The organism is Roseateles aquatilis (genome assembly GCF_002205645.1).
Classification (GTDB): Bacteria; Pseudomonadota; Gammaproteobacteria; order Burkholderiales; family Burkholderiaceae_C; genus Roseateles; species Roseateles aquatilis.
The window spans coordinates 401,468-424,356 of record NZ_NIOF01000004.1; the positions used below are offsets into that span (position 1 = coordinate 401,468).

Annotated in this window: 19 protein-coding genes and 2 pseudogenes; 10 read left to right on the plus strand and 11 right to left on the minus strand. The window is 61.3% G+C overall.

The window, feature by feature from the left end; genetic code table 11:
- Positions 1-68 precede the first annotated feature (68 nt).
- Positions 69-1,085, plus strand: a complete 1,017-nt coding sequence (locus CDN99_RS12295) for a recombination-associated protein RdgC (protein ID WP_088385135.1) — start codon at positions 69-71, stop codon at positions 1,083-1,085.
- A 6-nt stretch (positions 1,086-1,091) separates the two neighbouring features.
- Here the strand turns inward: CDN99_RS12295 and CDN99_RS12300 are convergent, their stop codons facing one another.
- Both CDN99_RS12300 and dusA read right to left on the minus strand, forming a co-directional pair.
- Complete coding sequence (locus CDN99_RS12300) at positions 1,092-1,673, minus strand: methylated-DNA--[protein]-cysteine S-methyltransferase (RefSeq protein WP_088385136.1); 582 nt, start codon at positions 1,671-1,673, stop codon at positions 1,092-1,094.
- Between the two features lie 25 nt (positions 1,674-1,698).
- Positions 1,699-2,688 (minus strand): tRNA dihydrouridine(20/20a) synthase DusA, encoded by a 990-nt coding sequence (gene dusA / locus CDN99_RS12305; RefSeq protein ID WP_310732474.1) that lies wholly within the window; start codon positions 2,686-2,688, stop codon positions 1,699-1,701.
- A 213-nt stretch (positions 2,689-2,901) separates the two neighbouring features.
- Here dusA and CDN99_RS12310 point away from each other — a divergent pair, with 213 nt between their 5' ends.
- Positions 2,902-4,032 (plus strand): tyrosine-type recombinase/integrase, encoded by a 1,131-nt coding sequence (locus CDN99_RS12310; protein ID WP_088385138.1) that lies wholly within the window; start codon positions 2,902-2,904, stop codon positions 4,030-4,032.
- Positions 4,033-4,953: 921 nt separating this feature from the next.
- On the opposite strand, the gene CDN99_RS12315 is transcribed toward CDN99_RS12310, so the two are convergent.
- Positions 4,954-5,862 carry a LysR substrate-binding domain-containing protein gene (locus CDN99_RS12315; RefSeq protein ID WP_158218829.1) on the minus strand — a complete coding sequence of 303 codons (909 nt, stop codon included), beginning with the start codon at positions 5,860-5,862 and terminating at the stop codon, positions 4,954-4,956.
- Between the two features lie 181 nt (positions 5,863-6,043).
- Here CDN99_RS12315 and CDN99_RS12320 point away from each other — a divergent pair, with 181 nt between their 5' ends.
- The 3 genes from CDN99_RS12320 to CDN99_RS12330 all read left to right on the plus strand — a co-directional run bounded on the left by CDN99_RS12320 (position 6,044) and on the right by CDN99_RS12330 (position 10,076).
- On the plus strand, positions 6,044-7,594 hold the full coding sequence (locus CDN99_RS12320) for a BCCT family transporter (protein WP_088385140.1): 1,551 nt from the start codon (positions 6,044-6,046) through the stop codon (positions 7,592-7,594).
- A 48-nt stretch (positions 7,595-7,642) separates the two neighbouring features.
- Positions 7,643-8,764: a mandelate racemase/muconate lactonizing enzyme family protein gene (locus CDN99_RS12325; protein ID WP_088385141.1), complete on the plus strand. Its 1,122-nt coding sequence runs from the start codon at positions 7,643-7,645 to the stop codon at positions 8,762-8,764.
- Between the two features lie 163 nt (positions 8,765-8,927).
- Complete coding sequence (locus CDN99_RS12330; RefSeq protein ID WP_088385142.1) at positions 8,928-10,076, plus strand: porin; 1,149 nt, start codon at positions 8,928-8,930, stop codon at positions 10,074-10,076.
- Positions 10,077-10,268: 192 nt separating this feature from the next.
- On the opposite strand, the pseudogene CDN99_RS29020 reads toward CDN99_RS12330, so the two are convergent.
- Positions 10,269-10,610, minus strand: a pseudogene (locus CDN99_RS29020) (DUF3363 domain-containing protein); the annotation flags it as partial.
- Positions 10,611-10,659: 49 nt separating this feature from the next.
- A pseudogene (locus CDN99_RS29740) lies at positions 10,660-10,785 on the minus strand (Lrp/AsnC family transcriptional regulator); the annotation flags it as partial.
- 96 nt (positions 10,786-10,881) lie between these two features.
- Between CDN99_RS29740 and CDN99_RS12345 the strand changes: the two are divergent.
- From CDN99_RS12345 to CDN99_RS12355, 3 genes are all read left to right on the plus strand, one after another.
- Positions 10,882-11,172, plus strand: a complete 291-nt coding sequence (locus tag CDN99_RS12345; protein ID WP_088385143.1) for a PLP-dependent aminotransferase family protein — start codon at positions 10,882-10,884, stop codon at positions 11,170-11,172.
- Positions 11,173-13,056: an MOSC domain-containing protein gene (locus CDN99_RS12350; RefSeq protein WP_088385144.1), complete on the plus strand. Its 1,884-nt coding sequence runs from the start codon at positions 11,173-11,175 to the stop codon at positions 13,054-13,056.
- Positions 13,057-13,311: 255 nt separating this feature from the next.
- Positions 13,312-14,532: a pyridoxal phosphate-dependent decarboxylase family protein gene (locus tag CDN99_RS12355; protein ID WP_088385145.1), complete on the plus strand. Its 1,221-nt coding sequence runs from the start codon at positions 13,312-13,314 to the stop codon at positions 14,530-14,532.
- A 141-nt stretch (positions 14,533-14,673) separates the two neighbouring features.
- Here the strand turns inward: CDN99_RS12355 and CDN99_RS12360 are convergent, their stop codons facing one another.
- The 3 genes from CDN99_RS12360 to CDN99_RS12370 all read right to left on the minus strand — a co-directional run bounded on the left by CDN99_RS12360 (position 14,674) and on the right by CDN99_RS12370 (position 18,152).
- Positions 14,674-15,576, minus strand: coding sequence for a DMT family transporter (locus CDN99_RS12360; RefSeq protein WP_088385146.1), 903 nt, complete (start codon positions 15,574-15,576; stop codon positions 14,674-14,676).
- A 190-nt stretch (positions 15,577-15,766) separates the two neighbouring features.
- A complete protein-coding gene (locus CDN99_RS12365) occupies positions 15,767-16,672 on the minus strand; it encodes a DMT family transporter (RefSeq protein ID WP_202820261.1) in 906 nt (301 codons plus the stop codon).
- 322 nt (positions 16,673-16,994) lie between these two features.
- Positions 16,995-18,152 (minus strand): cystathionine beta-lyase, encoded by a 1,158-nt coding sequence (locus tag CDN99_RS12370; RefSeq protein ID WP_088385147.1) that lies wholly within the window; start codon positions 18,150-18,152, stop codon positions 16,995-16,997.
- A gap of 100 nt (positions 18,153-18,252) precedes the next feature.
- On the opposite strand from CDN99_RS12370, the gene CDN99_RS12375 reads away from it, so the two are divergent.
- Both CDN99_RS12375 and CDN99_RS28665 read left to right on the plus strand, forming a co-directional pair.
- The gene (locus tag CDN99_RS12375; protein WP_088385148.1) at positions 18,253-18,741 is read left to right on the plus strand and encodes an Lrp/AsnC family transcriptional regulator; all 489 of its coding nucleotides are present in this window, start codon (positions 18,253-18,255) and stop codon (positions 18,739-18,741) included.
- 94 nt (positions 18,742-18,835) lie between these two features.
- Complete coding sequence (locus tag CDN99_RS28665) at positions 18,836-19,159, plus strand: hypothetical protein (RefSeq protein WP_158218830.1); 324 nt, start codon at positions 18,836-18,838, stop codon at positions 19,157-19,159.
- Between the two features lie 384 nt (positions 19,160-19,543).
- On the opposite strand, the gene CDN99_RS12380 is transcribed toward CDN99_RS28665, so the two are convergent.
- The 3 genes from CDN99_RS12380 to CDN99_RS12390 are packed head-to-tail and all read right to left on the minus strand — an operon-like array spanning position 19,544 to position 22,851.
- Positions 19,544-21,313 carry an oleate hydratase gene (locus CDN99_RS12380; protein ID WP_088385149.1) on the minus strand — a complete coding sequence of 590 codons (1,770 nt, stop codon included), beginning with the start codon at positions 21,311-21,313 and terminating at the stop codon, positions 19,544-19,546.
- A gap of 30 nt (positions 21,314-21,343) precedes the next feature.
- Positions 21,344-22,207 (minus strand): 3-hydroxyacyl-CoA dehydrogenase, encoded by an 864-nt coding sequence (locus tag CDN99_RS12385; protein WP_088385150.1) that lies wholly within the window; start codon positions 22,205-22,207, stop codon positions 21,344-21,346.
- Positions 22,204-22,851, minus strand: a complete 648-nt coding sequence (locus CDN99_RS12390) for a TetR/AcrR family transcriptional regulator (protein ID WP_088385151.1) — start codon at positions 22,849-22,851, stop codon at positions 22,204-22,206. The genes CDN99_RS12385 and CDN99_RS12390 overlap by 4 nt, the downstream gene beginning before the upstream one ends.
- Between the last annotated feature and the right edge of the window lie 38 nt (positions 22,852-22,889).

The window sequence follows — 22,889 nt, forward strand, 5'->3', positions numbered from 1 at the left end:
CATTGGGATCGCCGTGACGGACCGCCGTTGTCCGCGATGCGATCCGCACAGTCCGAGAAGTTGCTCCCATGTTCAAGAATCTGATCGTTTACCGCATCGCCAACGACTGGCAACCGAACGCCGACGCGCTGGAAGACGCGCTGGAACAGGAACGCTTCCAGCCCTGCGGCGCGACGCAGGCGTTGTCGGCCGGCTGGGTACCGCCGCGCGGCGAGCCCGGCGCCCGTCTGCTGGAGGAGATCGACGGCCACTGGCTGCTGAGCCTGCGGATGGAGAAGCGTGTGCTGCCGGGGTCGGTGGTGCGCGAGCATGTCGAGGAGATGCTCGAGAAGATCGAGCTCGAGACCGGCCGCCGTCCCGGCAAGAAGCAGCAGCGCGACCTGAAGGAACAAGCCACGCTGGAGCTGCTGCCGCGCGCGTTCACGTCGCAGTCGCACCTGCGGATCTGGATCTCGCCCAAGCAGGGCCTGCTGATGGTGGACGCGGGTTCGATCGGCAAGGCCGACGAGCTGATCACACTGCTGGTGAAGGCCGACAGCTCGATCAATCTGCACCTGCTGCAGACCGCCGAATCGCCGGCCGCGTGCATGGCCGCGTGGCTGATGGACGGCGTGCCGCCGAAGGACTTCGTCATCGACCGCGACTGCGAGCTCAAGGCCGCGGACGAGATGAAGGCGGCGGTGCGTTATGCCCGCCACAACCTCGACACCGACGAGGTGAAGGCCCACCTGACCAGCGGCAAGATGCCGACGCGGCTGGCGCTGACGTGGAAGGAACGCATGTCGATCACGCTGACCGACACGATGCAGATCAAGGGCATCAAGTTCCTGGACATCGTGTTCGACGGCCGCGACAAGCCGGCGAAGGACGAGGCGTTCGACGTCGACGCGGCGTTGGCGACCGGCGAACTGAGTCAGCTGATCCCGGAGCTGATCGAAGGCCTGGGCGGCGAGCTGGACTTCATCGGCCAATCGGCCAAGATCGCGGCGGAACATGCGCCGGCTGGCGCCGAGGCAAAGACCGCGCAAGCCCCCTCCACGGCGAAGGATGCAGACCTCGCGACCGAAGCGGCGCCGTGGGATTGATCTGGGCTAGAACAGGTCCTGCTGTTCACCCACCTGCTGGCCGGTCGCCCGCGCCTCGATCGCCAGCAGCTTGAGCTTGGTCGCGACGCCGCCCGGCGCGGAGAACCCCGTCAGGTTGGCCGCCTTGCTCGCGGCCGGCGCGCCCATCACGCGATGGCACGGCACGATGGGCGCGAACGGGTTGTGGCCCTCGGCCCGCCCGACCGCGCGCGCGGCGCCCGGCTGATGCAGCCGGGCCGCCACCTCGCCGTACGTCAGCGTCTGCCCGACCGGAATGCGGCGCGTGAACGCCAGCACCTCGCGATCGAACGGCGCCAGCGCGCTGTCGTCGATCACCACTTCCAGCAGATCGCGGGGCTCGCCGTCGAGCAACGCCCTGACGCCGTCGCAGGCTTGCCGGACCGATTCGGGTAGTCGTTCGACCTCCGCCTCCTCACGCGCCGCGGGGAAGCGCACGCGCATGCGATCGCGGGTGGCCGCGGCGCTCTCTTCCGGCAGTTGCGAGCCGACGATGCCTCGCTCCGTCCACGCGATGCCGCAGTGGCCGAGCGCCGTCGGATAGCAATGGAAGAAGACTTGCGGAGCCATGGCGGTGCGGTGTCGGGACGCGCGATCAGTTCGTGACCGACGCCGGGAAGGCGGGATGCTGGCTGGCCGACTCGACGGCCTGCAGGCGCGCCTGGGTCGCGAGCCGGGCGACCTCGCGCGGCGCCAGCGCCTTGAGCTTGTGGTCCGACCACACCTGGCGCCAGCGACGCGCGCCCGGCAGCCCGTTCCACAGCCCCAGCGCATGCCGCATCGCCTGCGACCACGGGCGCCCCTGGGCGACCTGCCTGTCGAGGTAGCCGAGCCAGCGTTCCTCGACCTCCTCGCGACTGACCACGGGGGCGGCGCCCTCGCCGAAGAAGCGCTGGTCCCACTGCGTCATCTGCCAGGGCTCGTGATACGCCTGCCGGCCGACCATGACGCCGTCGACGTACTGGAGCTGCTCGGCGATCTCGTCGTCCGTCTTGATCCCGCCGTTGATGGCGATGGTCAGATGGGGGAACTCGCGCTTCAGCCGATGAACCAGCTCATGACGCAGCGGCGGGATGTCACGGTTCTCCTTCGGGGAGAGCCCTTGCAGCCACGCATTGCGGGCGTGGACGATGAAGACCTCGCAGCCGGCATCGGCGATGGTGCCGACGAAGTCCCGCACGAAGTCGTAGCTCTCGATCTTGTCGATGCCGATGCGGTGCTTGACGGTGACGGTCAGGCTCGCGGCGTCCTTCATCGCCTTCACGCCGTCGGCGACCAGCGCGGGCTCCGCCATCAGACAGGCGCCGAACGCGCCGCGCTGGACGCGCTCGCTGGGGCAGCCGCAGTTCAGGTTGACCTCGTCGTAGCCCCATTGCTCGGCCAGCTTCGCGCAGGCGGCGAGATCGGCCGGCTCGGAGCCGCCGAGCTGCAGCGCGACGGGGTGCTCCTCGGCGTTGAAATCGAGGTGGCGTGGCTTGTCGCCGTGCAGGATGGCACCGGTGGTGACCATCTCGGTGTACAGCAGGGCGTGGCGGGTCAGCAGCCGGTGGAAATAGCGGCAGTGGCGGTCGGTCCAGTCGAGCATGGGCGCAATACTTAAACGCCAAGGTGAGATATCGCTTCTAACCTGTTGATTTTTCTCAGATCGCGTCATTCCTGGGTCTTCTAACTTGCGGGCTTTGGGTCGGATTTTTGGGTATCCAGAACCGTCCAGTGTGACTAGCCTGTGCAACTCGACGGGCCAGTTGCACCGTCAAAACACCCGCAGTTGCACCTGCAGTTGCACTGGAGAACACGCATGGCATCGGTCACACCCCGAGGCGACAAGTTCCTTGCTCAAGTCCGCATCAAGCAAGGCGGCGTCGTAATTTTCTCAGAGTCGAAGGTCTTCGACACCCGCGCCCAAGCGACCTCCTGGGGAGAGCGCCTGGAAGCAAAGGTCAAGGCCGAGGGCCCTGCCCGCCACACATCGTCCAAGACGACGGTCGGGCAGTTGGTGCGCATGCACCTCGAAGCTCAGTTGAAGGTCCGCCCCCTGCTGGGGAGATCGACCATCCACAACCACGAGAAGATCGCGCAGGAGTTCGATCAAGTTCTCGTCAAAGACTTAAGGCCGAAGCACCTTATTGATTATGCCATCCGTCGCAAGACAAAGGACGGCGTGACGCCAGCGACGATCAAGAGCGACCTCTCGCCGGTTTCCGCCGCCTTCGGCGTGGCCAGGATTGCCTACGAGATTGATGCCGATCCGGAGGTTATCCAGACGGCCATGCATTATCTGGATGAGCAAGGTCTGGTTTCCAAATCGAAGGAAATCATTCGATGGGTTGACCAAGAGGAGGAAGACGCCTTACTGGCTGAGTTTGAACGGCGCAATCAGCATCACCAGACCGAAATTGACATGATTTTGGTCTATAAATTTGCGCTGGCATTTCCACGCAGGCTGAGCGAGCTTGGTCGCTTGGAATGGAAAGATATTGATTCTAAGCGCCGCACGATCATTATTCGGAAGGTGAAACATCCGAAGCGGAAGGAATACAACGACCAGACCGTGCCGCTTCTCGCGCCGGCCTGGGATCTCCTACAGATCATCCCAAAATTGGAGGCGCGGGTCTTTCCCCACAACATGGAATCCGCCTCGGCCGCTTTCGAAAGGGCGCGCAACCGAATTGCCATCACCGGCATGCCGCGCATCAAGGATTTGAGATTCCATGATCTGCGACATACAGGGATCAGCATGCTGTTCTGGCACGGGTTCCAGATCGCGGAAGTAGCCATGGTATCCGGCCATACCAACTGGAACACCTTGCGGCGCTACACCCATATCCGCCCGGAAGATTTGCATCGGCGATTCGAGCAACTCAAGCAGGCGGCCCCCTCGAAGTCGGCGCCGCATGCTGATCTCTCGCGCAAAATGGCGAACGATTGAGTGTCAGCCCGCGCCTGCTGCTACATACGGCGGCGCCGCCCCGCGAGTGCGCAAAGGCTGTCTCCTGACACGTATTCGCAGGCCACTTGAGCGACCGCGCCCCGCAAGGGCTGCAGCGGGTCCCGAGCGGTTCTGCAGGCGTGCGGCAAGTGGGCGCGATCGACGGAAGAAGCCTATTGCGAGCCCCTCAGGAGTCCGTGGCCGGTCCACAGTACGGCCAATTTGATCCGACAACCCCGAGGGCGATGTCCGCTGACTCGGCTGGCCTGCGTGGACGGGGCGTTTTCGGCGCACTCGCTGCGCCCGGAACTTGTGACCGAGGCCGGCCGCAAGGGGTGATCTCGGTTTAGGGCGGAAAGTCGACACGCCCCCTTTAGCCCATGATGCATGGGTGTGCGCCCAGGTAGATGCCGAGTAGCGGCCGGCGGCTCTCAAGTCGATCGGTGGATGAGCTTAGGCAGCACCTGTTTGCCCAAGTACTTGTGTCTATAGCTCGCCACGACGCACTCCATCACCTCCGCGAGCGACTGTGAGAGCGGGCGAACGATAGGTTGAAGACGGACAAACCCCCTTGGCAGAGAAGCAGTGGCCGTTGCAGCTACGAGGTATACAGAAGTCCGACAACCAGAGACTAAACGAGCGAAATCATCAGGGTCGCAGAGTTCATCGCGAGAATCCAGGAGCCCGCGTCGCGCCGATGGGTCACAAAAAAATCGGCTTCGGCCCCGTCGAGATGTCGCCGCAAGCCCTAGCGTCGCCACTAGTGCATCTCGGCTCGCAGCCGGTGCTGCATTGGCACGGTGCTCAGCTCGAATTGGTCAATGACAGACTGGTTCAACCGAACGCGCGGCTTTGGCGACGACGTGCGCGATTTTGCGGACACAGCAGCGATGCTCAGCGTGCTTGGCATCACGTCTCGCCTCATGCCCGGGGCGGATTTTGATCCGCTGCGGCAGCCTCGGCCTTCAGCCAAGCTACGAACTGCGTCGCGACCTCGCTCAACATCTGGTGCCGGCGGGTGAGGACGTGATACGCCAGCCAGTGGCGCATTGTCATTTGCGGAAATGGCGTGACCAGTTCCCCGTGTCGAAGCTGCGACTCCACCAACTCCAGCGCGCACAAGGCGACGCCATGCCCCGCAGCCGCGAGTTGTGCCAGCACATTCGAGTCCGTCACGACATGCCCCCGCTGGAAGTTCAGCGGTACCTCCGGGAACTGCTGATGCCAGCGATCCCAGTCATCCGCATTTCGATCATGCAGCAGTTGGTAGTGCTGAAGGTCAGCCGGAAGGAGAAGCGCCTTCGGTCCCTTCAGCAAGCTCGGGCTGCAGACTGGTGCGTAGTTCAGACCCAGAAGAAACTCGGCATCGAAGCCTGGCCAATGACCATCGCCCCACTTGATGGCGAACTCGACCTCGCGCGGAAACTCGACTCGCTGGGTCGTCAGCAGGAGCTTGATCTGCAGGCCAGGGAAACGCTGCGTGAATTGCTTCAGCCGGGGTGTCAGCCAGAACGCGCTCAACACCGGTTCGGCTTCTACATGAAGCGTCGGTGCCTCTCCCTTGCGTGCGCAGCGGTCGAAGGCGACCACCAACTCGTCGAAGGCGCCGCGAATGTCGTTGAGCAGGTCGTGTCCCGCAGATGTCAGGCTGACCGAGCGCGTGGAGCGGACGAACAGTTGCACGCCGAGGGCTTCCTCCAGCCTCACCACCTGTTGGCTCACGGCCGACTGGGACAGGTGGAGCAGATCGGCTGCTCGCGTGAAGCTGCCATGTTCCGCCACCGTCTTGAACGCCAGCAGCAGACTGAGATGAGGCAGTCGGGTGACCACCTGGGTCTCATTAGGCCGTTTAATAAGCACCGCTTATGAATCCATTAAGAACTGACGTTTCCCCGCGCTCTTGGTGAAGCTTACATTACATCTCGCATGGAAGCTACGGCAATTAACTTATTATAGGAGCGAGACATCATGCAAACCATCGCTATCGGTCACCTCATGGCAGGAGGCGGTCATGTCTAAATACTTGATCGCCACAGAATCAGCCCCTCAAAAGGACCGAGTACTGATTGTCTCCAGCATCGTGGTAGTTGCATTGACCATGGCGCTGTTGATAGCCTTTCCAGATCGCTCCAAGACCTTCGCTGATGAGTTATTTAATGGTGCAACCAAGACCTTCGGCACGATCGTTCAACTACTCGGATTTGTTTGCGTCGTATTGATAGGATGGTTGGCCGCCGGCAAGTATGGAAATATTCGCCTGGGAACGGACAGCCCTGAATATAGCAATACCGCTTGGGTATTCATGTTTGTTTGTGCGGGCCTCGGTTCGGCCACGATGTACTGGGCTTTCACCGAATGGGCATATTACTATGTGACGCCGGGTCTCAATATTGCTGCAAGCAGCAAGGAAGCGCTGGAATTCAGCGTCGCTTACTCGTTCTTCCACTGGGGCATCACGCCCTGGGGCTTCTACGGCATCGCCTCGCTCGCGATGGCATATCACTTCCATGTGCGCCGCAACAAGGGCCTCAGCTTGGCCGGCATCATCGAAGCAGTCACTGGCCTCAGCGCGCACGGCGTGCTCGGCCGGATTATTGACCTGGTGTTCCTGTTCGCGACCTTCGGCGGCCTGATCCTCACGACCACGCTGACGACATCGACCGTCGCCAAGGGGCTCGCCGATCTGGTCGGCATCGAAGACAGTTTCGCGCTCAAGGCCGGCCTCGTCGCCCTCGTGACTCTGGTGTTCTCGCTGAGCTCGTGGATCGGTATCGGCTCCGGCATGCAGCGCCTTGCGAAGCTGGCCTGCGGCCTCACCCTGGCTTTCGCGCTGGTGGTTCTCGTCATGGGCCCGACCGGCTTCATCGTCAACAACTTCGCTAATGCCGTCGGACTGAGCCTGCAGAACTTCGTGCACATGAGCTTCTTCACCGACCCCATCGGGGACGGTGCGTTCACGCGCGACTGGACTGTTTTCTACTGGCTCTACTGGATCACCTATACGCCTGGCGTCGCCATCTTCGTGACGCGCGTCTCCAAGGGCCGCACGATCCGCGAGGTGGTGCTGGCGATGATCCTGGGCGGTTGCGGCGGCTGCTGGTTCTTCTTCGGCAGCCTGGAAAGCTATGCGATCCATCAGTTCATGCACAACGTGGTGAACACTCCGGCCATGCTGAACGGATTGGGCGGCGAAGCGGCGGTGTCTCAGCTGCTCTCGAACCTACCGCTCGGCAAGCTGATGTCGGTCGTGTACTTCGTTCTGATGCTGGTCTTCCTCGCCTCGCACCTGGATGCGACGGCCTACACCGTCGCCGCCACCAGCACGAAGAACCTCCGCGAAGGGCAAGACCCGTCCCCGGGCTTGCGCCTGTTTTGGTGCGTGATGCTGGCCATCCTGCCGCTGGGGATGCTCTACATCAAGGCGCCGCTGAGCACCCTCAAGACCGCGGTCATCCTGACGGCCATCCCCTTCGTGATCATCCTCGCGGTGAAGATCTGGGGCCTGTTCAAGTGGCTGCGCGAGGATCACGACTCAGTGGCGCCCCTGCCTGCCAAATATTGATCGACACGCCAGTCGATCGAAGCCAAGCCAACTTACCAGCGCTAAAAAATGAAGATCACCGATGTTGAAGCCATCTGGTTGCGGGTTCCCGCCCTGGACCAGGCCTGCGAATGGGGCGAAGACGCCCTGATCGTACGCATCCACACGGATACCGGCCTGATCGGCCTGGGCGAGACCGACAGCTCGCCCGCCGTCGTGAAGGCGCTGATCGAGACGCCCGCGTCTCACGAGACCTGCCAGGGGCTGCGGCAGGTGCTGATCGGCGAGAACCCGCTGGAGATCGATCGGCTGTGGAAGAAGATGTACCGCTCGACCGAATACATGGGTCGTCGCGGGGTGGCCATCCATGCGATCAGCGCCTTGGACATCGCCCTCTGGGACATTGCCGGCCAGCACTACCAGGTGCCGGTCCACACGCTGCTGGGCGGCAAGTACCGCGACCGCATCGAGGCCTATGGCACCTTCATTCCCGCGGCCACGGACGAGCAGAACCATGCCATCGTCGCGCGCCTGCTGAGCCAAGGGCTGCGCAGCATCAAGCTGGGCGGCGCAGGCTTCGGCGAGAACCTGCCGAGGGATGCGCACATCCTGCGCAAGATTCGCGAACAGGTCGGTGACGAGGTCCAGATCCAGATCGATCTGGTCGGGCGCTGGCTGAATTCTTCCCACGCGATGGCGCAGTGCAATGCGCTGCGCGAGTTCAATCTGGGATGGATCGAAGAGCCGCTTTCCTCGGACGATCTGCGCGGTCTCGCCTATCTCGCCGAGCATGCCGGCATTCCGGTGTCGGGCGGCGAAGGCCTGGCGACGCGGCATGAATTCCGCGCCTTCCTCGAAGGCAGCCGGCCGGCCATCGTTCAGCCCGATATCACTCGTTGCGGCGGCATCAGCGAAATGCTGCACATCTACGAAATGGCCCAGGAATACGGCGCCCGCCTGGTGCCCCATGGTTTCAGCACCGGCATCCTGTTGGCGGCGACGATTCACTTCCTGGCCTCTCGAGAATTCGGCAATCTGATCGAATACTCGCAGAGCGACAGTCCCTTGTTCCGCGGTCTCGTCAAGAACTTGACGCCGCTCGAAAACGGCAGTGTCAAGGTATCCGATACCCCGGGCCTCGGCATCGTTCTCGACGAGGACATGGTGCAGCGCTACCGAGTCCGGAAATAAGCGCTGCGCGCTTGGCCTGAGACACCATCGTCTCGGCAAAGAACCAAAAACACAAACCGCCAGTAATCAGGCCCCGTGAAATTCGGTCGCCTAGGCTTTGCTGTGCCTGTGTCATTACCAAAAACCGAATATCCGGTTCATACAACGATCAGCAGGAGACAGAATGAATCACTTCACTAAGACCCTCGCGGCGCTGGCCATCACCAGCCTCTGCGGCGCTGCAAGTGCACAAGCCAGCTTCACCCTGTACGGCGTCCTCGACGTCGGCATGGACTTCACCAACAACAGCGGCGGCAAGAAGCTGTGGAACATGCGGGACGGCACCTCCGACGGCATGTACGGTAGCCGCTGGGGCGTGAGAGGCGAAGAGGATCTGGGCGGCGGCCTCAAGGCGTTGTTCAAGCTGGAAAGCGGCTTCAGGGTGGACAGCGGCACGCTCGCGCAAGGCGGCCGGCAGTTCGGCCGGCAGAGTTGGGTGGCCCTGTCTTCTGCCACGCTGGGCACGTTGACGCTGGGACGCCAATACGACTCCATCGTCGACTACCTCCAGCCGGTGAGCATGGACGGCAACTGGGGTGGCCTCGCCTTCCATGCCGGCGACGTCGACAACATCGCCGATTCCTACCGCGTGAACAATGCGATTAAGTACACCAGCCCGCGGATGGCTGGCCTCCAGTTCGGTGGCATGGCCAGCCTCGCCGAGAGCAATGCAGCGGGCGCCAGCACGCTCGGCATGTGGAGCGCCGGGGCGTCCTACGCTACCGATGGCTTCAATGTCTCCGCGGGCTACCTCTCGGCCAAGCAGCCGGCCGCGCTCTTCACGGACGGCGACTTCGTCGCTAACACCACGGGTTCCGCCATCGGCGCCCATGGCGCCTTCAGCTATGTCGGCACGCCATCCAAACAGCAGATCTTCGGCGCCGGTGCGACCTGGACCCTGAGTTCGACCACGCTGGGCGCGGATTTCACGAGCACGCGCTTCGCCGATGCGAATGGGACGAGCAGCACGGTCAGATTCGACAACTACGAGGCCTGGGGCTCCTACGCTCTCTCGAAGGCCGCGACCATCGCTGCCGGCTACACCTTCACCGACGGCCGTGTCGGCTACTCGTCGTCGCGGCCGAAATACCACCAGCTCAATCTGATGGCCGACTATAAGCTGAACAAGTCGACCGAGCTGTATGTGTCGACCGCCTACCAGGTCGCGGCCGGTGCGGCCCAGCCCGCTGCGATCTTTGACGGCGTCGTCGGAGATGCCTCATCCACACAGCGGCAACTGGTGCTCCGCCTGGGCGTGGTTCACAAGTTCTAGGATTCAGCGTTGATGCCTGCAGAGAATCGCGGGCTGCGCGCGCCTTGCGTTGAGTCGGTTCGAATCGCCTTCGACTGTTTTCGATTTAACACTCAACCGAATCCCGCACATCGCAGCGGCACGCGATCTGCGACCGGAGAGTTCCCCCCGAAAGTGAACGCCGTCCAGTGAGCATTGCATGCCCGTCGGCCTGGTGGCCCCAATCACGCGCGCCTGCCGCTCGATGGGCAGATGCGATTTCAGCTCCACGGCCACGCCGCCCAGGCGCTGCGCGTCGTACTGGCGGCCCTGTTCGGGTAGGTCACCCGGCACCTTCCATAGCCCTTCGGCAACGCGCTCCACGACGCCGACACGGCGCAGGGCTTCGAGCCAGCGGAGGTGGGCGGCCACGACCTCCTGCGGGTCGCGTCCGGGTACGGCCTGGCCCTGTGCCACCGCCAAGTGGTGGGCGGTGCGGTACAGGCCATCGCTCGCCAGCGCGGCGATGTTCCTGTCGGCCGCGCGCACGTCGGCCGATCCCTTCACCTCCATCAACAGAAAATCCGCGTCTCCCGTCACGTAATAGCACTGCCCGCTGGATGCGACGCTGCGCCGAGGCAGTGGACAAGTGCACGCGTGCCGCCATCTCGAGCAGCGGAACCATGTTGTCCTGCTGCAGGATGTCGAGTAGAGCCAGGTCGAATTCGTCCAGTTGGGCGGCGGGCTTCATCGATAAAGTTTCTCGTTCATAGGTGTTATTTAGAGATCATTTATCAATCTACGCGAACTAAATTATCACAATCTTCCATTGTCCAGCGCCCCCCGCATGCACTGGCGTACCCGACTTGTCCAGCCTCAAACCTTGGCCCGTGGCGACTTCGCCTCGCTGACCGTGCCCACCCACCGAGGCTCGACCGTGCTGTTCGGGCGGCTCGCCGATGTGGCCGACGACTGGCGCCAACGGGAGAGGGGCTACACCTACGGACTATTCGGAACGGCAACTGCGCTGGAGTTGGCTGCCCGCGTCGGCCAGCTGGAAGACGCGCTGCATACCTTCGCGGTACTTGGTGGGCAGGCGGCAATCGCGCTGGTGCAAACGACGGAGCAGATGCCTTAAATGATCGATGCAAGGACGCAGCCCTTCGACCTGCCAGATGTCGACCATGCAATGCCCACACTGGCGTCGCTCTATCGCTACCCGGTCAAGGGTTTCAGTGGACAAACCTTAACCGAGGTCAAACTAGAGCCAGGCCGCGGCATCCCGATGGACCGGTTCCTGGGTATCGCCAACGGCCACGCGGTGATCCCCGGCGAGGGGTGGGCACCGTGCCAGGGCTTCGTGCGTATGACACGCAACGAAGGACTGCCGTGCTATAGCCTGAACTTCGACCCGGAACGTCTGCGGCTGACATTGAATGCGCCGATGGGTGGCTGCGCGAGCATCAGCTTGTCCGAGCCAGATACATGGGAACACGCGAACCAGGCGATTGCATCCTGGTTTTCTCCCGGTGCACTTGATGCGCCCCGCTTCGTACGCCGCAATGCTGATTTGGGCTGGTGGGATTTCGAGGATGCCCCCCTGTCGCTCATCAACCTTGAAACTGTGCGCGCGCTGTCGCGTCAGGCAGGCGCCGTGCTGGACCCGCTTCGTTTCCGCGGCAACCTTTACCTGGACGGTCTGCCGGCCTGGGAGGAATTTCGCTGGGTCGGGGGGCGCATTCGAATCGGTGACGCGGTTGAACTGGAAATTCTGCGGCCGATCGAGCGATGCAAGGCCACTTCCGTTAACCCCATGACGGGGCAATCTGACATCAACGTGCCGGCGCTTTTGGCGGGCCGGGAGGGGCATTTGTTCTTCGGCGTTTATGCGCGGGTGACGCGCGCCGGGTTTGTTCGCGCCGGCGATCCGCTGCGAACCGGCGAGCCAGCCAGTCCCGCGCAGGAAGTCGGCGCCCCCAATCCGGGCCCGCCGCCGGCCCAATGGCCACGGCATGCGCAGGTGGTCAGGCGCGTTCAGGAAAGCGCCGACGTTGACAGCTTCTGGCTGCGCGACCCGCTCGCTCACCTTCGCCCGGCGCCGCTGCCCGGGCAGCATGTGCGCGTGAGCGTGCCGGGCCCTGATGCACAGCCGTACTGGCGCTCCTACACGATTTCCGCGGCCGAGGGCGATCAGCTGCGTCTAAGCGTCAAGAACGAAGGATCGGGCGGCACCGTGTCTCCGCTCATGCACGCGACGCTGCGAGAGTCTTCCAGCCTGCTGATGTCCGGGCCATTCGGCAGCTTTCACCTGGGCGCGGCGGAGCGTGAGCGTCCACTGGTACTGGTCAGCGCCGGCATCGGCATCACGCCTATTGTCGCTATGCTGCGTGCACTCGCGGATCGCGAGGACGGTGGCCGCCCGGTGACGGTGCTGCACGCGGCGCGGCATGAAAATTCGCTGGCCTTGTGGCGCGAGGCCAGTGAATTGGCGATGGTGCTGCCGGCAGCGCGCTTGCGGTTGTTCCTGAGCCGACCGGAGGACGGCGGGGCGTTGGACATGGTCCCTCATGCTGAGGCCGGCCGCCTGTCCGCCAACGCTTTTGCCGGTCTCCCAGCGCAGGCCGAAGTCTATGTCTGCGGCCCACCACGTTTCGTCACGGATGTGCGTCGGTGGGCCGAGGAGGCGGGCGTGGCGCCCGAGGCTATCCACAGCGAAAGCTTTGCCTCACCGGCAGCCGTTTCGGCACAGCGACGCAAGCCACCAGTCAACGGGCCAATATCGGTCCGCTTTGAAGCCGATGGGATAGATGCGACATGGCATCTGGAGGATGGCACGCTGCTAGAACTCGCAGAGGCATGTGGGCTGAGCCTACCGGCGAATTGTCGCGCAGGCGTTTGCGGAGCGTGTCGGCAGACATTACTGGCCGGCGAAGTCGTTCATCTGATCGAGTCACCGTTCCCTCTCGGTCCGCGCGACGTGCTCACCTGTTGCGCGGTGCCAGTTTCCGCCGTAACGATCTGACCGGCGTTGGTACATGGGTAGGTCGACGAAAGGTCAGGGTAATGACGTATTGGCCCGCTGTCCTGAAGTTGATGCATGCCTCACAAGAACAACGCCGGTCGCCGGCACCGTATCCCGAAGATAGGGGAGCCTGGCACTGCGGAACACGCGCAAGGCGCTCACGCTGTGACAGGTTTGATCGCATTGCGGTCACGAATACCGCTCACGCCCTCACTTTAAAGGGGGAGCCTTCAGGACAAGCGAATTGGGTAGCAAATGTCTGACGCCGACTTTCTGGGAAACGAGGAGGGTCTAAAAAGATCCCTCGAAATGTTATTGCAGACGCACGCTCAGAGCGGTGCGCAACCGCTGCCAGCTGACCTGCCCGACACCGGACTTGGAGCAAGCGCGGCGCTGGAGTTACTTGCTCCGCTCGTTCTAGGAGGCGCCGCGCATCTTGGCGCAGCTTCATCCCTGGCTCACATGGACCCACCTACCCCATGGATTACCTGGGCAACAACGTTGTGGAATGCCTCGCTCAATCAGAACCTACTTCACCCCGCAACGGCCCCCGTGGCCCGTCGGATTGAAGAAGCCGTCGTTAACTGGTTGGCCCCATACTTCGGCATGTCGGGTGGACATATCACACCCGGTTCGACACTCGCCAACCTGACAGCTTTATGGGCTGCCCGAGAGTGTGCCGGTATTGACGAGGTCGTTGCCTCAGACAGCGCACATCTTTCCATCGCCAAGGCGGCACACATTCTTGGCCTGAGATTTCGTCAGGTTGCCACGGACGCAACAGGGGCTATGCTCGCGGATCAGGTTCCGACCGATCTCTCACGCGCGGCGTTGGTACTGACTGCCGGGACGACGAGTACTGGAGTTATCGATCCACTTCATCTGGCCAGCGAGGCGGCCTGGGCCCACGTAGACGCAGCATGGGCGGGTCCGCTGCGCCTGACCCGGTATCGAACGCTACTCAACGGAATCGAGCGAGCGAACTCCGTGGCTGTATCCGCTCACAAATGGTTGTTTCAACCCAAAGAGTCTGCGCTGATCTTGTTCCGGGACAACGCCGAAGCAAGCGCTGCTATCAGTTTCGGGGGCGCATATCTTGCTGTTCCCAACGTCGGAATATTAGGTTCTCATGGCGCTACTGCCGTCCCGTTGCTCGCAACCCTGTTAGCTTGGGGAAGGCAAGGGCTTGCCGAGCGGATCGAGCGCTGCGTAGAAATTTCGGACAGTCTGGCCGGGTTTATCAAAAACGACGCTCGCCTGCAGTTATTGGCAGAGCCTCAATCCGGCGTGGTGGTGTGGCGACCTGCGCGACAGGACCGATTTGATGACCTTCTTGCCGCATTGCCGCCCGGTATGGTTTCCACGACAACGATCAAAGGCGAACGTTGGCTCCGGAATGTCGCCGCAAATCCGAATGCAGATGTCACCACGCTACTTGAAAACCTGGCGACAGCACTCGAGATGTGCCTCAACTGATCAACGCGATAATGCGCCCACGCGAAGGAGGCCGGCTTAACGGCTGCGCTGTCGGGCCTGCAGCGAAAATGGCCGAAATCGGAAGCATTGTTGGCACAGCGCGGATTTGGTGCCGACTGCCGCGAGAAAGTGGCGGCCAGACTAGCCTCTTCGCGCAATGAGGATACCGGCAATCACGATCAGCGCCCCTGTGATCTGAAACATTGACAGAGGTTCTCTTAACAGAAACCACGCCAACAGCGCCGCGACCACTGGCTGAATCAAAAGCGTGAGTGAAGAAAAAGTTGGTGGCAGCCACGCGAGCGCATAGGCGATCAGGCTTTGCCCGCCTGTGTGACTGATCCAGGCAAGGCCAAGAACAATGGCCCATCCAGCAAGCGTCCAGGGCACGATCGCAGTATCGACAATCAGTGCAAGTACCAGCGTGCACAACGCCGCTGATATCGTGCTCCACAGCATGATGATGATCGTGGCGTATATCTTTCGCAGTCGACCGAGCAGCAGGATGTAGCCAGCGTAGAGGGCCGCCGCCGATAGGGCTACCGCGTCTCCTTTGGCGCTGCCTGCACCGATAGCACTGTCTCCCCATTTCAGAACCACTATTCCTGCGATCGAAAGTGTTAACCCCGCCAGAAACACTCGGCTGACTTTCTGGCCTAGCGCGAACCAACTGAATAACGTCACGAATATCGGCGCCATATTAACGAGCAGCGTCGAGTTCGCCACTGACGTCATCCGTAGCGATATGTGCCAGGTTGCAAGCTCGCTCGCCAGCAGAATGCCGGGCATGGCCACAGCAATATGCTCGCTGAGCCTGCGCGGCATCTGTGCAGCGGTTTCGCCCGTGTGGGAGCGTCTGAACAAGTACCACAATGGGAGCAGTGCCAGAGCCAGGCGCCAGAAGGCCGTTGAGACTGAGCCCAACTCGGAGATACGTACGAAGATCGGCGAGCAGCCGATGGCAACGCCGCCGATGAGGAGTGCAGGTAGCGCAAGACGATGGGCACCGTTCGGTGAAGATCCGGATAAAGACGGTGTAGTCATGATTGTCGCCTTCAGCGTTGTACTGCAGAGGGTAAGGCCAGTGGTGCCCGCATCTCAGCCACTGCCTATTTCGCGTCGGTACGACCTTGGGGGTGTGAGGTTCGTAGTGGACCAACCGCAGAGCCGACAGTCATAGAGTTTGCTTGGTCACTCATTTCGCGCGTATTGGTATTGAGCTGGTGGGCCTTCGTCACACGATCGCTTTTTCTTCATGGGCCTTCCGTCGCAATGACCAGCCCAACGTCATACCTGCGGCTGCTAGCAAGATCAACGCAGCTCCAATCACTTGCAGCAGATGCAGCCGATGGCCGAAGGCCACGTTATCCACGACAATAGCTACTATCGGGTAGATGAACGACAGGGCACCCGTCAGGTGTGTCGGCAGTCTCTGAATGGCCCCGTACAGCAAGATATACATCAGGCCTGTATGTATTACCCCAAGCGTGGCCAACGTACTCCAGGTAAGTGCTCCAGCGGGCCAACCCCCTTGTAATACGAGTGGCGACAGCACGACAACTCCCACGATCACATGAACCAGTGCGATCAAATGCGGAGGAACGCCTTTGAGTTGTTTTGCGAACAGAGCCACCAAAGCATAGAAAAACGCTGCACCCAAAGATAGTGCGATGCCCCAAAGGTAATTGCTCTGCGCCGCACCGGGTTCGGATTGAGTTCGCACGATCAGCAACATGCCGCAGAATGACAGTGATAACCATCCGAGTTTAGCCAGTGTCAATCGTTCTCCAAGGAACAGTGCGCCCAAGCCGACCAGCATGAACGGCTGGGTGTTGTAGACCGTCGTGGCAATGGATATGGAGGATTTCGAGTAGGCCGAGAACAGTAGCAGCCAGTTTGCTACCAGGGCGGCCCCACCCGCGACCGCGATCGCAAACTGGCGCCAGCTCATCCTTCCCGATCTCAGATATCCTTTGGTTGCGCAGATCGGTAGAAGTACCAGTGCGCCAAACACGCAGCGCCAAAGCACGACCTGCGTGACTGGACGTCCAGATACAACCACCAACCAGCCGATGGTGCCACAGATCATCATCGCGGCAACCATCTCAATCATTCCACGTGCTCGTTCGTTCACGTCCATTATCCTCGTCGGTTTTAAGGAATCTCTCCAAGACCCACCCGCCAAAAACTGGATTCGGAGTTGAATATCGCGCAAGATTTCGGACATGAACCAGGCATGCTCGGCCCTTGACCCACTGCCCAAGAAGACCCGCATAGAAGTCTTCCTCGATGAGATGAATCAGGTGGTGCCCTGGCCAGTGCTTGCGGCGCTGATTCAGCAGCACGCGCGGGAATGCTTGGCTCTACGGACGAGCAAGCAGGGAGGTTTTTGCAGACGCTCCCAAGCAGTTTCTTTCTTTTGTCTACACCCTCCTAGAGAGCCACTTGCACGCTGGCGCTACCTATTTGATGCCAGTCCTCAAGGCCTGTTCGATATCGGAACGGAGGTCCTCCGGCGCTTCAAGACCAATATTCAATCGGACCAAGCGTCCACCGTAGTTTTTGCCCGGCCGCTCCAGATTCGGGTAGACCAGCGCCAGGCTGGTGACCCCACCCCAACTCATTCCAATTCTGAACACCTTCAGCGCGTTAACAAACGCTTCGACTTGCGCTGCCGGGATCTCATCGCGGAACTTGATCGAGAAGACACTTGCCGAGCCGGTGAAATCTCGCTTCCAGATTTCGTGGCCCGGGCAAGAAGCGAAGGCAGGATGGAGAACAGACTCCATCATTGGCTGCTCCGCCAACCAGCCGGCGATCGCCAGCGTGCTTTTTTCCAGATGGGTCAGTCGGATACCCAGTGTTTGCAGGCCACGGAGCGCGAGGCTGCAATCATCTGGCGAGACCGCCAAGCCAAGCTGCTTGAACGTGTCTCCCACCACTTCCTTGAGGTGCTCGTTCCTGACCGAGACCGTCCCCAGCAAGAGATCACTATGCCCGCCAATGTACTTCGTCAGCGCCTGGACACTGATATCCACCCCGTGCGCGAACGCATCAAACAGAACTCCGGCGGCGTACGTGTTATCGATCGCAACCGGAACACCAAGCGCACGCGCAGCCTTGCAGATGGCTGGAATATCTTGAATCTCCATCGTCACCGACCCCGGACTTTCCGTCCAAATCAGGGCAGTGTTTGGACGGATCAACGCAGCGATGTCGGCCCCGATCAGCGGATCGTAGGGTTCAACTTCAACGCCAAGCCGCTTGAGCAGATTGGATGCCATCTCCTTGTTCGGGCCGTAGGCGCTATACGGCACGAGGGCATGGCTGCCCGCAGAGCAGAGAGCGAAATACACCAACGTAATAGCAGCCTGACCACCAGGTACCGTGAAGGTGTGATGAGCCCCCTCAAGCTGGCCAACCCGCGCCGCAAGTTCCATGGCGGTAGGGGTGCCATAGAGACCGTAGGTGTACCGGTCCTGCTGCTGTTTCCAATCGTCCCGGACGTCAGCTTGCGAGTCGAACAGGACTGTCGAACCACGGTACGTCGGAACGGTGAGGGATTTGAAGCCGGTGGGTGCGAGTTGCTGCGGTTGAACGAGACGAGTACGCCAATCCATGAGAAACACCTTATAACGTGGCCACGATTTGGTGTTAGTCTATTGCGTATGGCTTGATAGATTGCCCCGTTTTTCCAACTTGAAATGAGAAATTTTCTCTATGGCGCAGGATCAGCACCTGGATAAATTCGATATGGCTTTGATCGCTGCGCTGCAGGTGGACAACAGCGTCCCGTTGCGCGAGCTGGCTGATCAAGTACACCTGTCAACCGCCTCAGTCCAGCGGCGTATTCAGCGGATGCAGAAAACAGGGGTCATCAAGGCTAATACAGCCGTCATAGACCCCGATAAGGTGGGGAGGGTGATCACGATTGCGGTCGAAGTGCATGTGGATCGCGTTCAATCCGATGATCTAAAAGCCATCAAAAAGCAGTTCTCCGGTCAGGAAATCCAACAGTGTTATTACGTCACAGGGGATGCTGACTTTCTGTTGATTCTGAATGTCGCCAGCATGGCTGAGTTTCAAGTGATTTCAAATAGGCTTTTCTACAACAATCCAAACGTTAAATGGTTCAGAACTATTGTAGTAATGGATAGGGTGAAAACAACACTTCACGTCCCGCTCACTGACGCTGAGGCAAGTAATTAGATAAATATACCGTTGGCCTCGCAGCCCAAGCTGGATTTAGAAAACTTTTGCCAGTTGCAGCTTAAAGACCTCCGGAGTGTCTAGAAACTGCGGCTTGTCCAGCCGACGAGAACAAGCCGCTGGAGGCCAGGCCCTGCTGATCGTGCAGCACCACAGCAGGATCATTGCCAAGGCTTCGCGGTACAAAGAGTACTGCATGGCATCAAGCCCGTGCCATCTGCGTCTTGTGCAGCGTCACCGTCAGCGCACAACCACCGCCAGCACCAGCGGCACGAGGGACATACCTCGCGAAGCCAAGGAAGTTGAGCAGCGCGCAGCCATCGAACGTGGCACATCGCCCATAGAAATTTCTGGCCTCAATGCCACACTGGAGCGTATGGACCTGGCCTTAACCTACCCTTCAGAGCTGTCTTCGTAGAGTTGCCGTCAGAGCGAGATCGCAGGGCTCGCGGATTTTGATTGGCAGTTTGCCCGCTGCGGCCTCCTGGTTGTGCTTGCCTCTGAGTTCCTTGTACTTGCTCACTTGCATGTCCGATATGCGTTTGCCGGGCACCGTGACAGCCTCCCTCTGGAAGCCCACCACTGTAGAAATCCACCCGCAAACGCCGCCCGGCGACCTGCGTCAACCGCTCACGATAGTTGTCGCCGAGCGATCAAGAATATCGTCTCCCGCCACGATGCAGTCACCCGCGATGATGTCGTCGTCGTTGCATCCTGACGGCAAAAGCGCAGCCCAGAGGGGTGCGCTTTTGCTTTTGCACAGAGCGACCCGCTATTGAACTGACCGCATGAGACGGATGGCTCAATCTTCCGGCACCAACCCGTTTTCTCGCAGCAATACACCGATCTGGGTGCCGTCGAGTTTCTTCAGCAGGCGATCGCGCAGGAATGCAGGGATACCGGCACCCACGGGTTTCCCGTCGCGCAACGTATGGACCGCCGCCAGCAAGGTGCGGATGTCGTAAGTGGAATTGAACACTTCCGGCACGCCGCGTTCGACATTCAGCAGGGTGTAGACCGCCTCCATCGGCGTGCGCACCGAATACTCCGTGGTGAAGATGCAGTCCCGCTGTTTCGACTCCGCGAACTGGCCGATAAAGGCGAAATTGACCGCGCCCTGCGGCACCACGTCCGGCCGATCACCCGTCTGACGCGGCATGAAGAACGCGGTGATGTAGGGCATCATGGTGGGGACCGTGCTGGCGCCCGTCGCGGCGAGTTCGGGAATGTCTTCGACCGGCACGCCGAGGTGGTACAGCCACTCCTGAGTGATTTCCTCACCGGTGCATTCCTGCATCGGCTTTTTCACATAGTCGCCCGGCTTGTCGACGAAGAGCGCGTAGAACCACGCGATCATCTGGCCCTTCGGCTGTTTCTTGAAATGCGGCTGCCGGTGGACCGTCCAGCTCAACAGCCAGCTTGAATCCTTCACCGTCACGATACCGGCGGAGACCACCTTGCCGGTGAACGGATTGCGCTTCGTGATCTTCTCCACCTGTTGCGCAATCCGCGGGTGGAAGGCGGTGATCGACGCGGAGGCCCATTTCGTCTCGGGGATATGCGCGCCGAACACGTCGGGACGGCCGAACGAGGGATCCTTGGCAGCAATGCGGCGCCACAGATCCCAAGCCGGTGCCGGACCGTCCTTCAGCTTGGCCGGCGTGTGGTGATCGCCATTGTCAGAATTCTCCGTCAACGATCCGATGGTGACGAAGACGAGATCGTCGGGGCCGAGGTCGACACCGCCTTGCACGCCGTTTTCGACCCACTGAATGCGGGTCGCCTGCTTGCGGTCCTGCTGGATATCGAAATCGACATCGGTGACCTCGACGCCGTAGCGGAACTGGACGCCATGGTCGGTCAGCCATTTGACCAGCGGCAGAACCATCGACTCATACTGGTTGTACCGGTTGAATTTCAGCGAGGAGAAGTCCGCCAAACCGGCGATGTGATGGATGAAGCGATGGAGATAGAGCTTCATCTCCAGGGCGGAATGCCATTCCTCGAAGGCAAACATCGTGCGCCAGTAGAGCCAGAAATTGCTCTTGAGGAAATCCTCGCCAAAGACTTCATTGATCCGTTTGTTCTCCATCTCTTCGCGCGTCGCCAGGAAGACGGAGATCAAGTCCTTCTGCGCTTGGTCGTTCAGCGTCAGCAGCCCCTTGTCGGGCACGTCCTGGCCCTGGTTCTGCGTCGTGCGCTGAAATGAAATGTTGGGATCGTCTTTGTTGAGGCGGTAGAACTCGTCGAGGACACTGGCATCTTCGATCTCCAGCGATGGGATCGAGCGATAGAGATCCCACAGGCACTCAAAATGTTCTTCCATCTCGCGGCCGCCGCGAATGACGAATCCCTTTTTGGGAACGTCAAGACCGTCGAGCGCGCCGCCCGGAATGGCCAGTTCCTCGAGGATGGTGATCTTCTCTCCCGCGACACCGCCGTCTCGGATGAGGAAAGCGGCGCCTGCAAGCCCGGCAAGCCCCGATCCCACGAACCAGGCCGTCTTCCTGTCCGCGCCCTCGGGTTTGCGGGGACGGACGAATGCCTCATAGTTTCCACTGCTGTAATGCATGACGATCTCTCTTTCTTGCGTGCTGATTGATCAATTGGCGGATTTGTAGCTGTAGAAACCCTCGCCGCTGGCGATGCCCAACTTGCCCTTGTCGATGTAGTTCTCCTTCAGCCATGCGGCGAGCTGCCGGGCGTGCTCATCGCCGTGGGAGAGGATGTTGTGGGGCGTGGTCAGGCCGATGACGTCATAGATCTGGAACGGCCCCAGCGGCGCGCCGGTGGCGATGCGCCAGACCTTGTCGACGTCGTGCGGGTCGGCATAACCGCCGGCCGCCAGTTCGGCCGCCGCGTTGAGCAGCGGCACCAGCAGCGAGTTGAGCACGTAGCCGGCCTTCTCCTTGCGCACCGGGATCGGCACCATGCCGATCGCGGCGGCGAAGGCGACCACCGCATCGAACACGGCCGGGTCGGTGTCCGCTGTGCCCATCACCTCGGCGGTTTTGAACTTCCAGATCTGGTTGGCTAAGTGCAGCGCCAGGAAGCGATCCGGCCGGCCGGTGGAATCCTTGATGGCGCTCGGCAGCAGGGTCGAGGAGTTGGTGGCGAAGATGGTCCTGGCGGGGGCCAGGGTGGCAAGTTCTTGATAGGTCTGCTGCTTGAGCTCAAGCACTTCAGGGATCGCCTCGATCACCAGGTCGGCCTCGGCCACGGCCGCGCCCAGGTCGGTGAAGGTGACGATGCGCGCCAGCGCCGCGTCGGTCTTGGCGCTGTCCGAGCCGGGCACGTCCTTCGCGTAGGTCGCAGCCAGACCAGCGAAACGCTGCTGGGCCTGTTCCAGGGCCGCCTCGCCGATGTCGTAGGCGCTGACGTCGAAGCCGCTGTAGGCCGTCTGAAAGGCGATCTGCGCACCCAGCACACCGGTGCCCAGTACCGTCACCTTGCTGATGGTACTCATCGTGTCGCTCCTGTGGGTGAATGTCGCTTCCGTCTGGACGCCGGGACACCCGCTGTCAGTCCGGCCAGATAGCCGTCCACGATCTGCCGGATCTGCGCACGCAGGTCCTCCATCGGGGAGTGGCCGGGATGCGCGCCGGTCGAGGCGCGCGAGACCGCCAAGTGCGCCGCCGCGAACACCGAGATGCTGGCCAAGCGGGCCGCATCCGGCTGCGGGGGGCAGTCCGATCGTTCCGCGTGCGCGGTCAGACGCGCGGCGATGGCCGCCTCCAGATCGGCGATGAGCGCCAGACCTTCCAACCGATACTTCTCCGTGGGCGAGCCGAACATCAACTGGCGTTGATAGACCGCCAGGTTCTCGGCATGCAGGCGTCCCAGTTCCAGGATCGGTTCCACCATCGCCGCGATGCTGTCCACCAGATCTGGCAAGCGACTGGCTCGCTCGGCGCCCTGCGCCAGCGCAGCGCGCAGTTCCTGGTTGTAGACCATCAGCAACAGCGCGTCCTTGGATGCGGCATAGCGGAACAGCGTGCCGGCCGCGATGTCGGCGCGTTCGGACACCGCTTGCGTGGTCACCCCGCCGAAGCCGCGCTCGGCGAACAGGTGAGCGGCCGCGCGAAAGATGCGCGCATGCTTGTCGGGCATGTTGCGTTCGCGCCGGCGAGGGGCTGCAGATGCGCGCG

Excerpts from the sequence above, each read along its gene's own strand:
- CDN99_RS12350 (WP_088385144.1), top strand. The coding sequence starts at position 11,173 with ATGATCGATGCAAGGACGCAGCCCTTCGACCTGCCAGATGTCGACCAT.
- CDN99_RS12300 (WP_088385136.1), bottom strand. The coding sequence starts at position 1,673 with ATGGCTCCGCAAGTCTTCTTCCATTGCTATCCGACGGCGCTCGGCCAC.
- CDN99_RS12345 (WP_088385143.1), top strand. The coding sequence starts at position 10,882 with ATGCACTGGCGTACCCGACTTGTCCAGCCTCAAACCTTGGCCCGTGGC.
- CDN99_RS12330 (WP_088385142.1), top strand. The coding sequence starts at position 8,928 with ATGAATCACTTCACTAAGACCCTCGCGGCGCTGGCCATCACCAGCCTC.
- CDN99_RS12310 (WP_088385138.1), top strand. The coding sequence starts at position 2,902 with ATGGCATCGGTCACACCCCGAGGCGACAAGTTCCTTGCTCAAGTCCGC.
- CDN99_RS12375 (WP_088385148.1), top strand. The coding sequence starts at position 18,253 with ATGGCGCAGGATCAGCACCTGGATAAATTCGATATGGCTTTGATCGCT.
- CDN99_RS12385 (WP_088385150.1), bottom strand. The coding sequence starts at position 22,207 with ATGAGTACCATCAGCAAGGTGACGGTACTGGGCACCGGTGTGCTGGGT.
- CDN99_RS12390 (WP_088385151.1), bottom strand. The coding sequence starts at position 22,851 with ATGCCCGACAAGCATGCGCGCATCTTTCGCGCGGCCGCTCACCTGTTC.
- CDN99_RS12355 (WP_088385145.1), top strand. The coding sequence starts at position 13,312 with ATGTCTGACGCCGACTTTCTGGGAAACGAGGAGGGTCTAAAAAGATCC.
- CDN99_RS12360 (WP_088385146.1), bottom strand. The coding sequence starts at position 15,576 with ATGACTACACCGTCTTTATCCGGATCTTCACCGAACGGTGCCCATCGT.
- CDN99_RS12295 (WP_088385135.1), top strand. The coding sequence starts at position 69 with ATGTTCAAGAATCTGATCGTTTACCGCATCGCCAACGACTGGCAACCG.
- dusA (WP_310732474.1), bottom strand. The coding sequence starts at position 2,688 with ATGCTCGACTGGACCGACCGCCACTGCCGCTATTTCCACCGGCTGCTG.
- CDN99_RS12380 (WP_088385149.1), bottom strand. The coding sequence starts at position 21,313 with ATGCATTACAGCAGTGGAAACTATGAGGCATTCGTCCGTCCCCGCAAA.
- CDN99_RS12365 (WP_202820261.1), bottom strand. The coding sequence starts at position 16,672 with ATGGACGTGAACGAACGAGCACGTGGAATGATTGAGATGGTTGCCGCG.
- CDN99_RS12325 (WP_088385141.1), top strand. The coding sequence starts at position 7,643 with ATGAAGATCACCGATGTTGAAGCCATCTGGTTGCGGGTTCCCGCCCTG.
- CDN99_RS12320 (WP_088385140.1), top strand. The coding sequence starts at position 6,044 with ATGTCTAAATACTTGATCGCCACAGAATCAGCCCCTCAAAAGGACCGA.
- CDN99_RS12370 (WP_088385147.1), bottom strand. The coding sequence starts at position 18,152 with ATGGATTGGCGTACTCGTCTCGTTCAACCGCAGCAACTCGCACCCACC.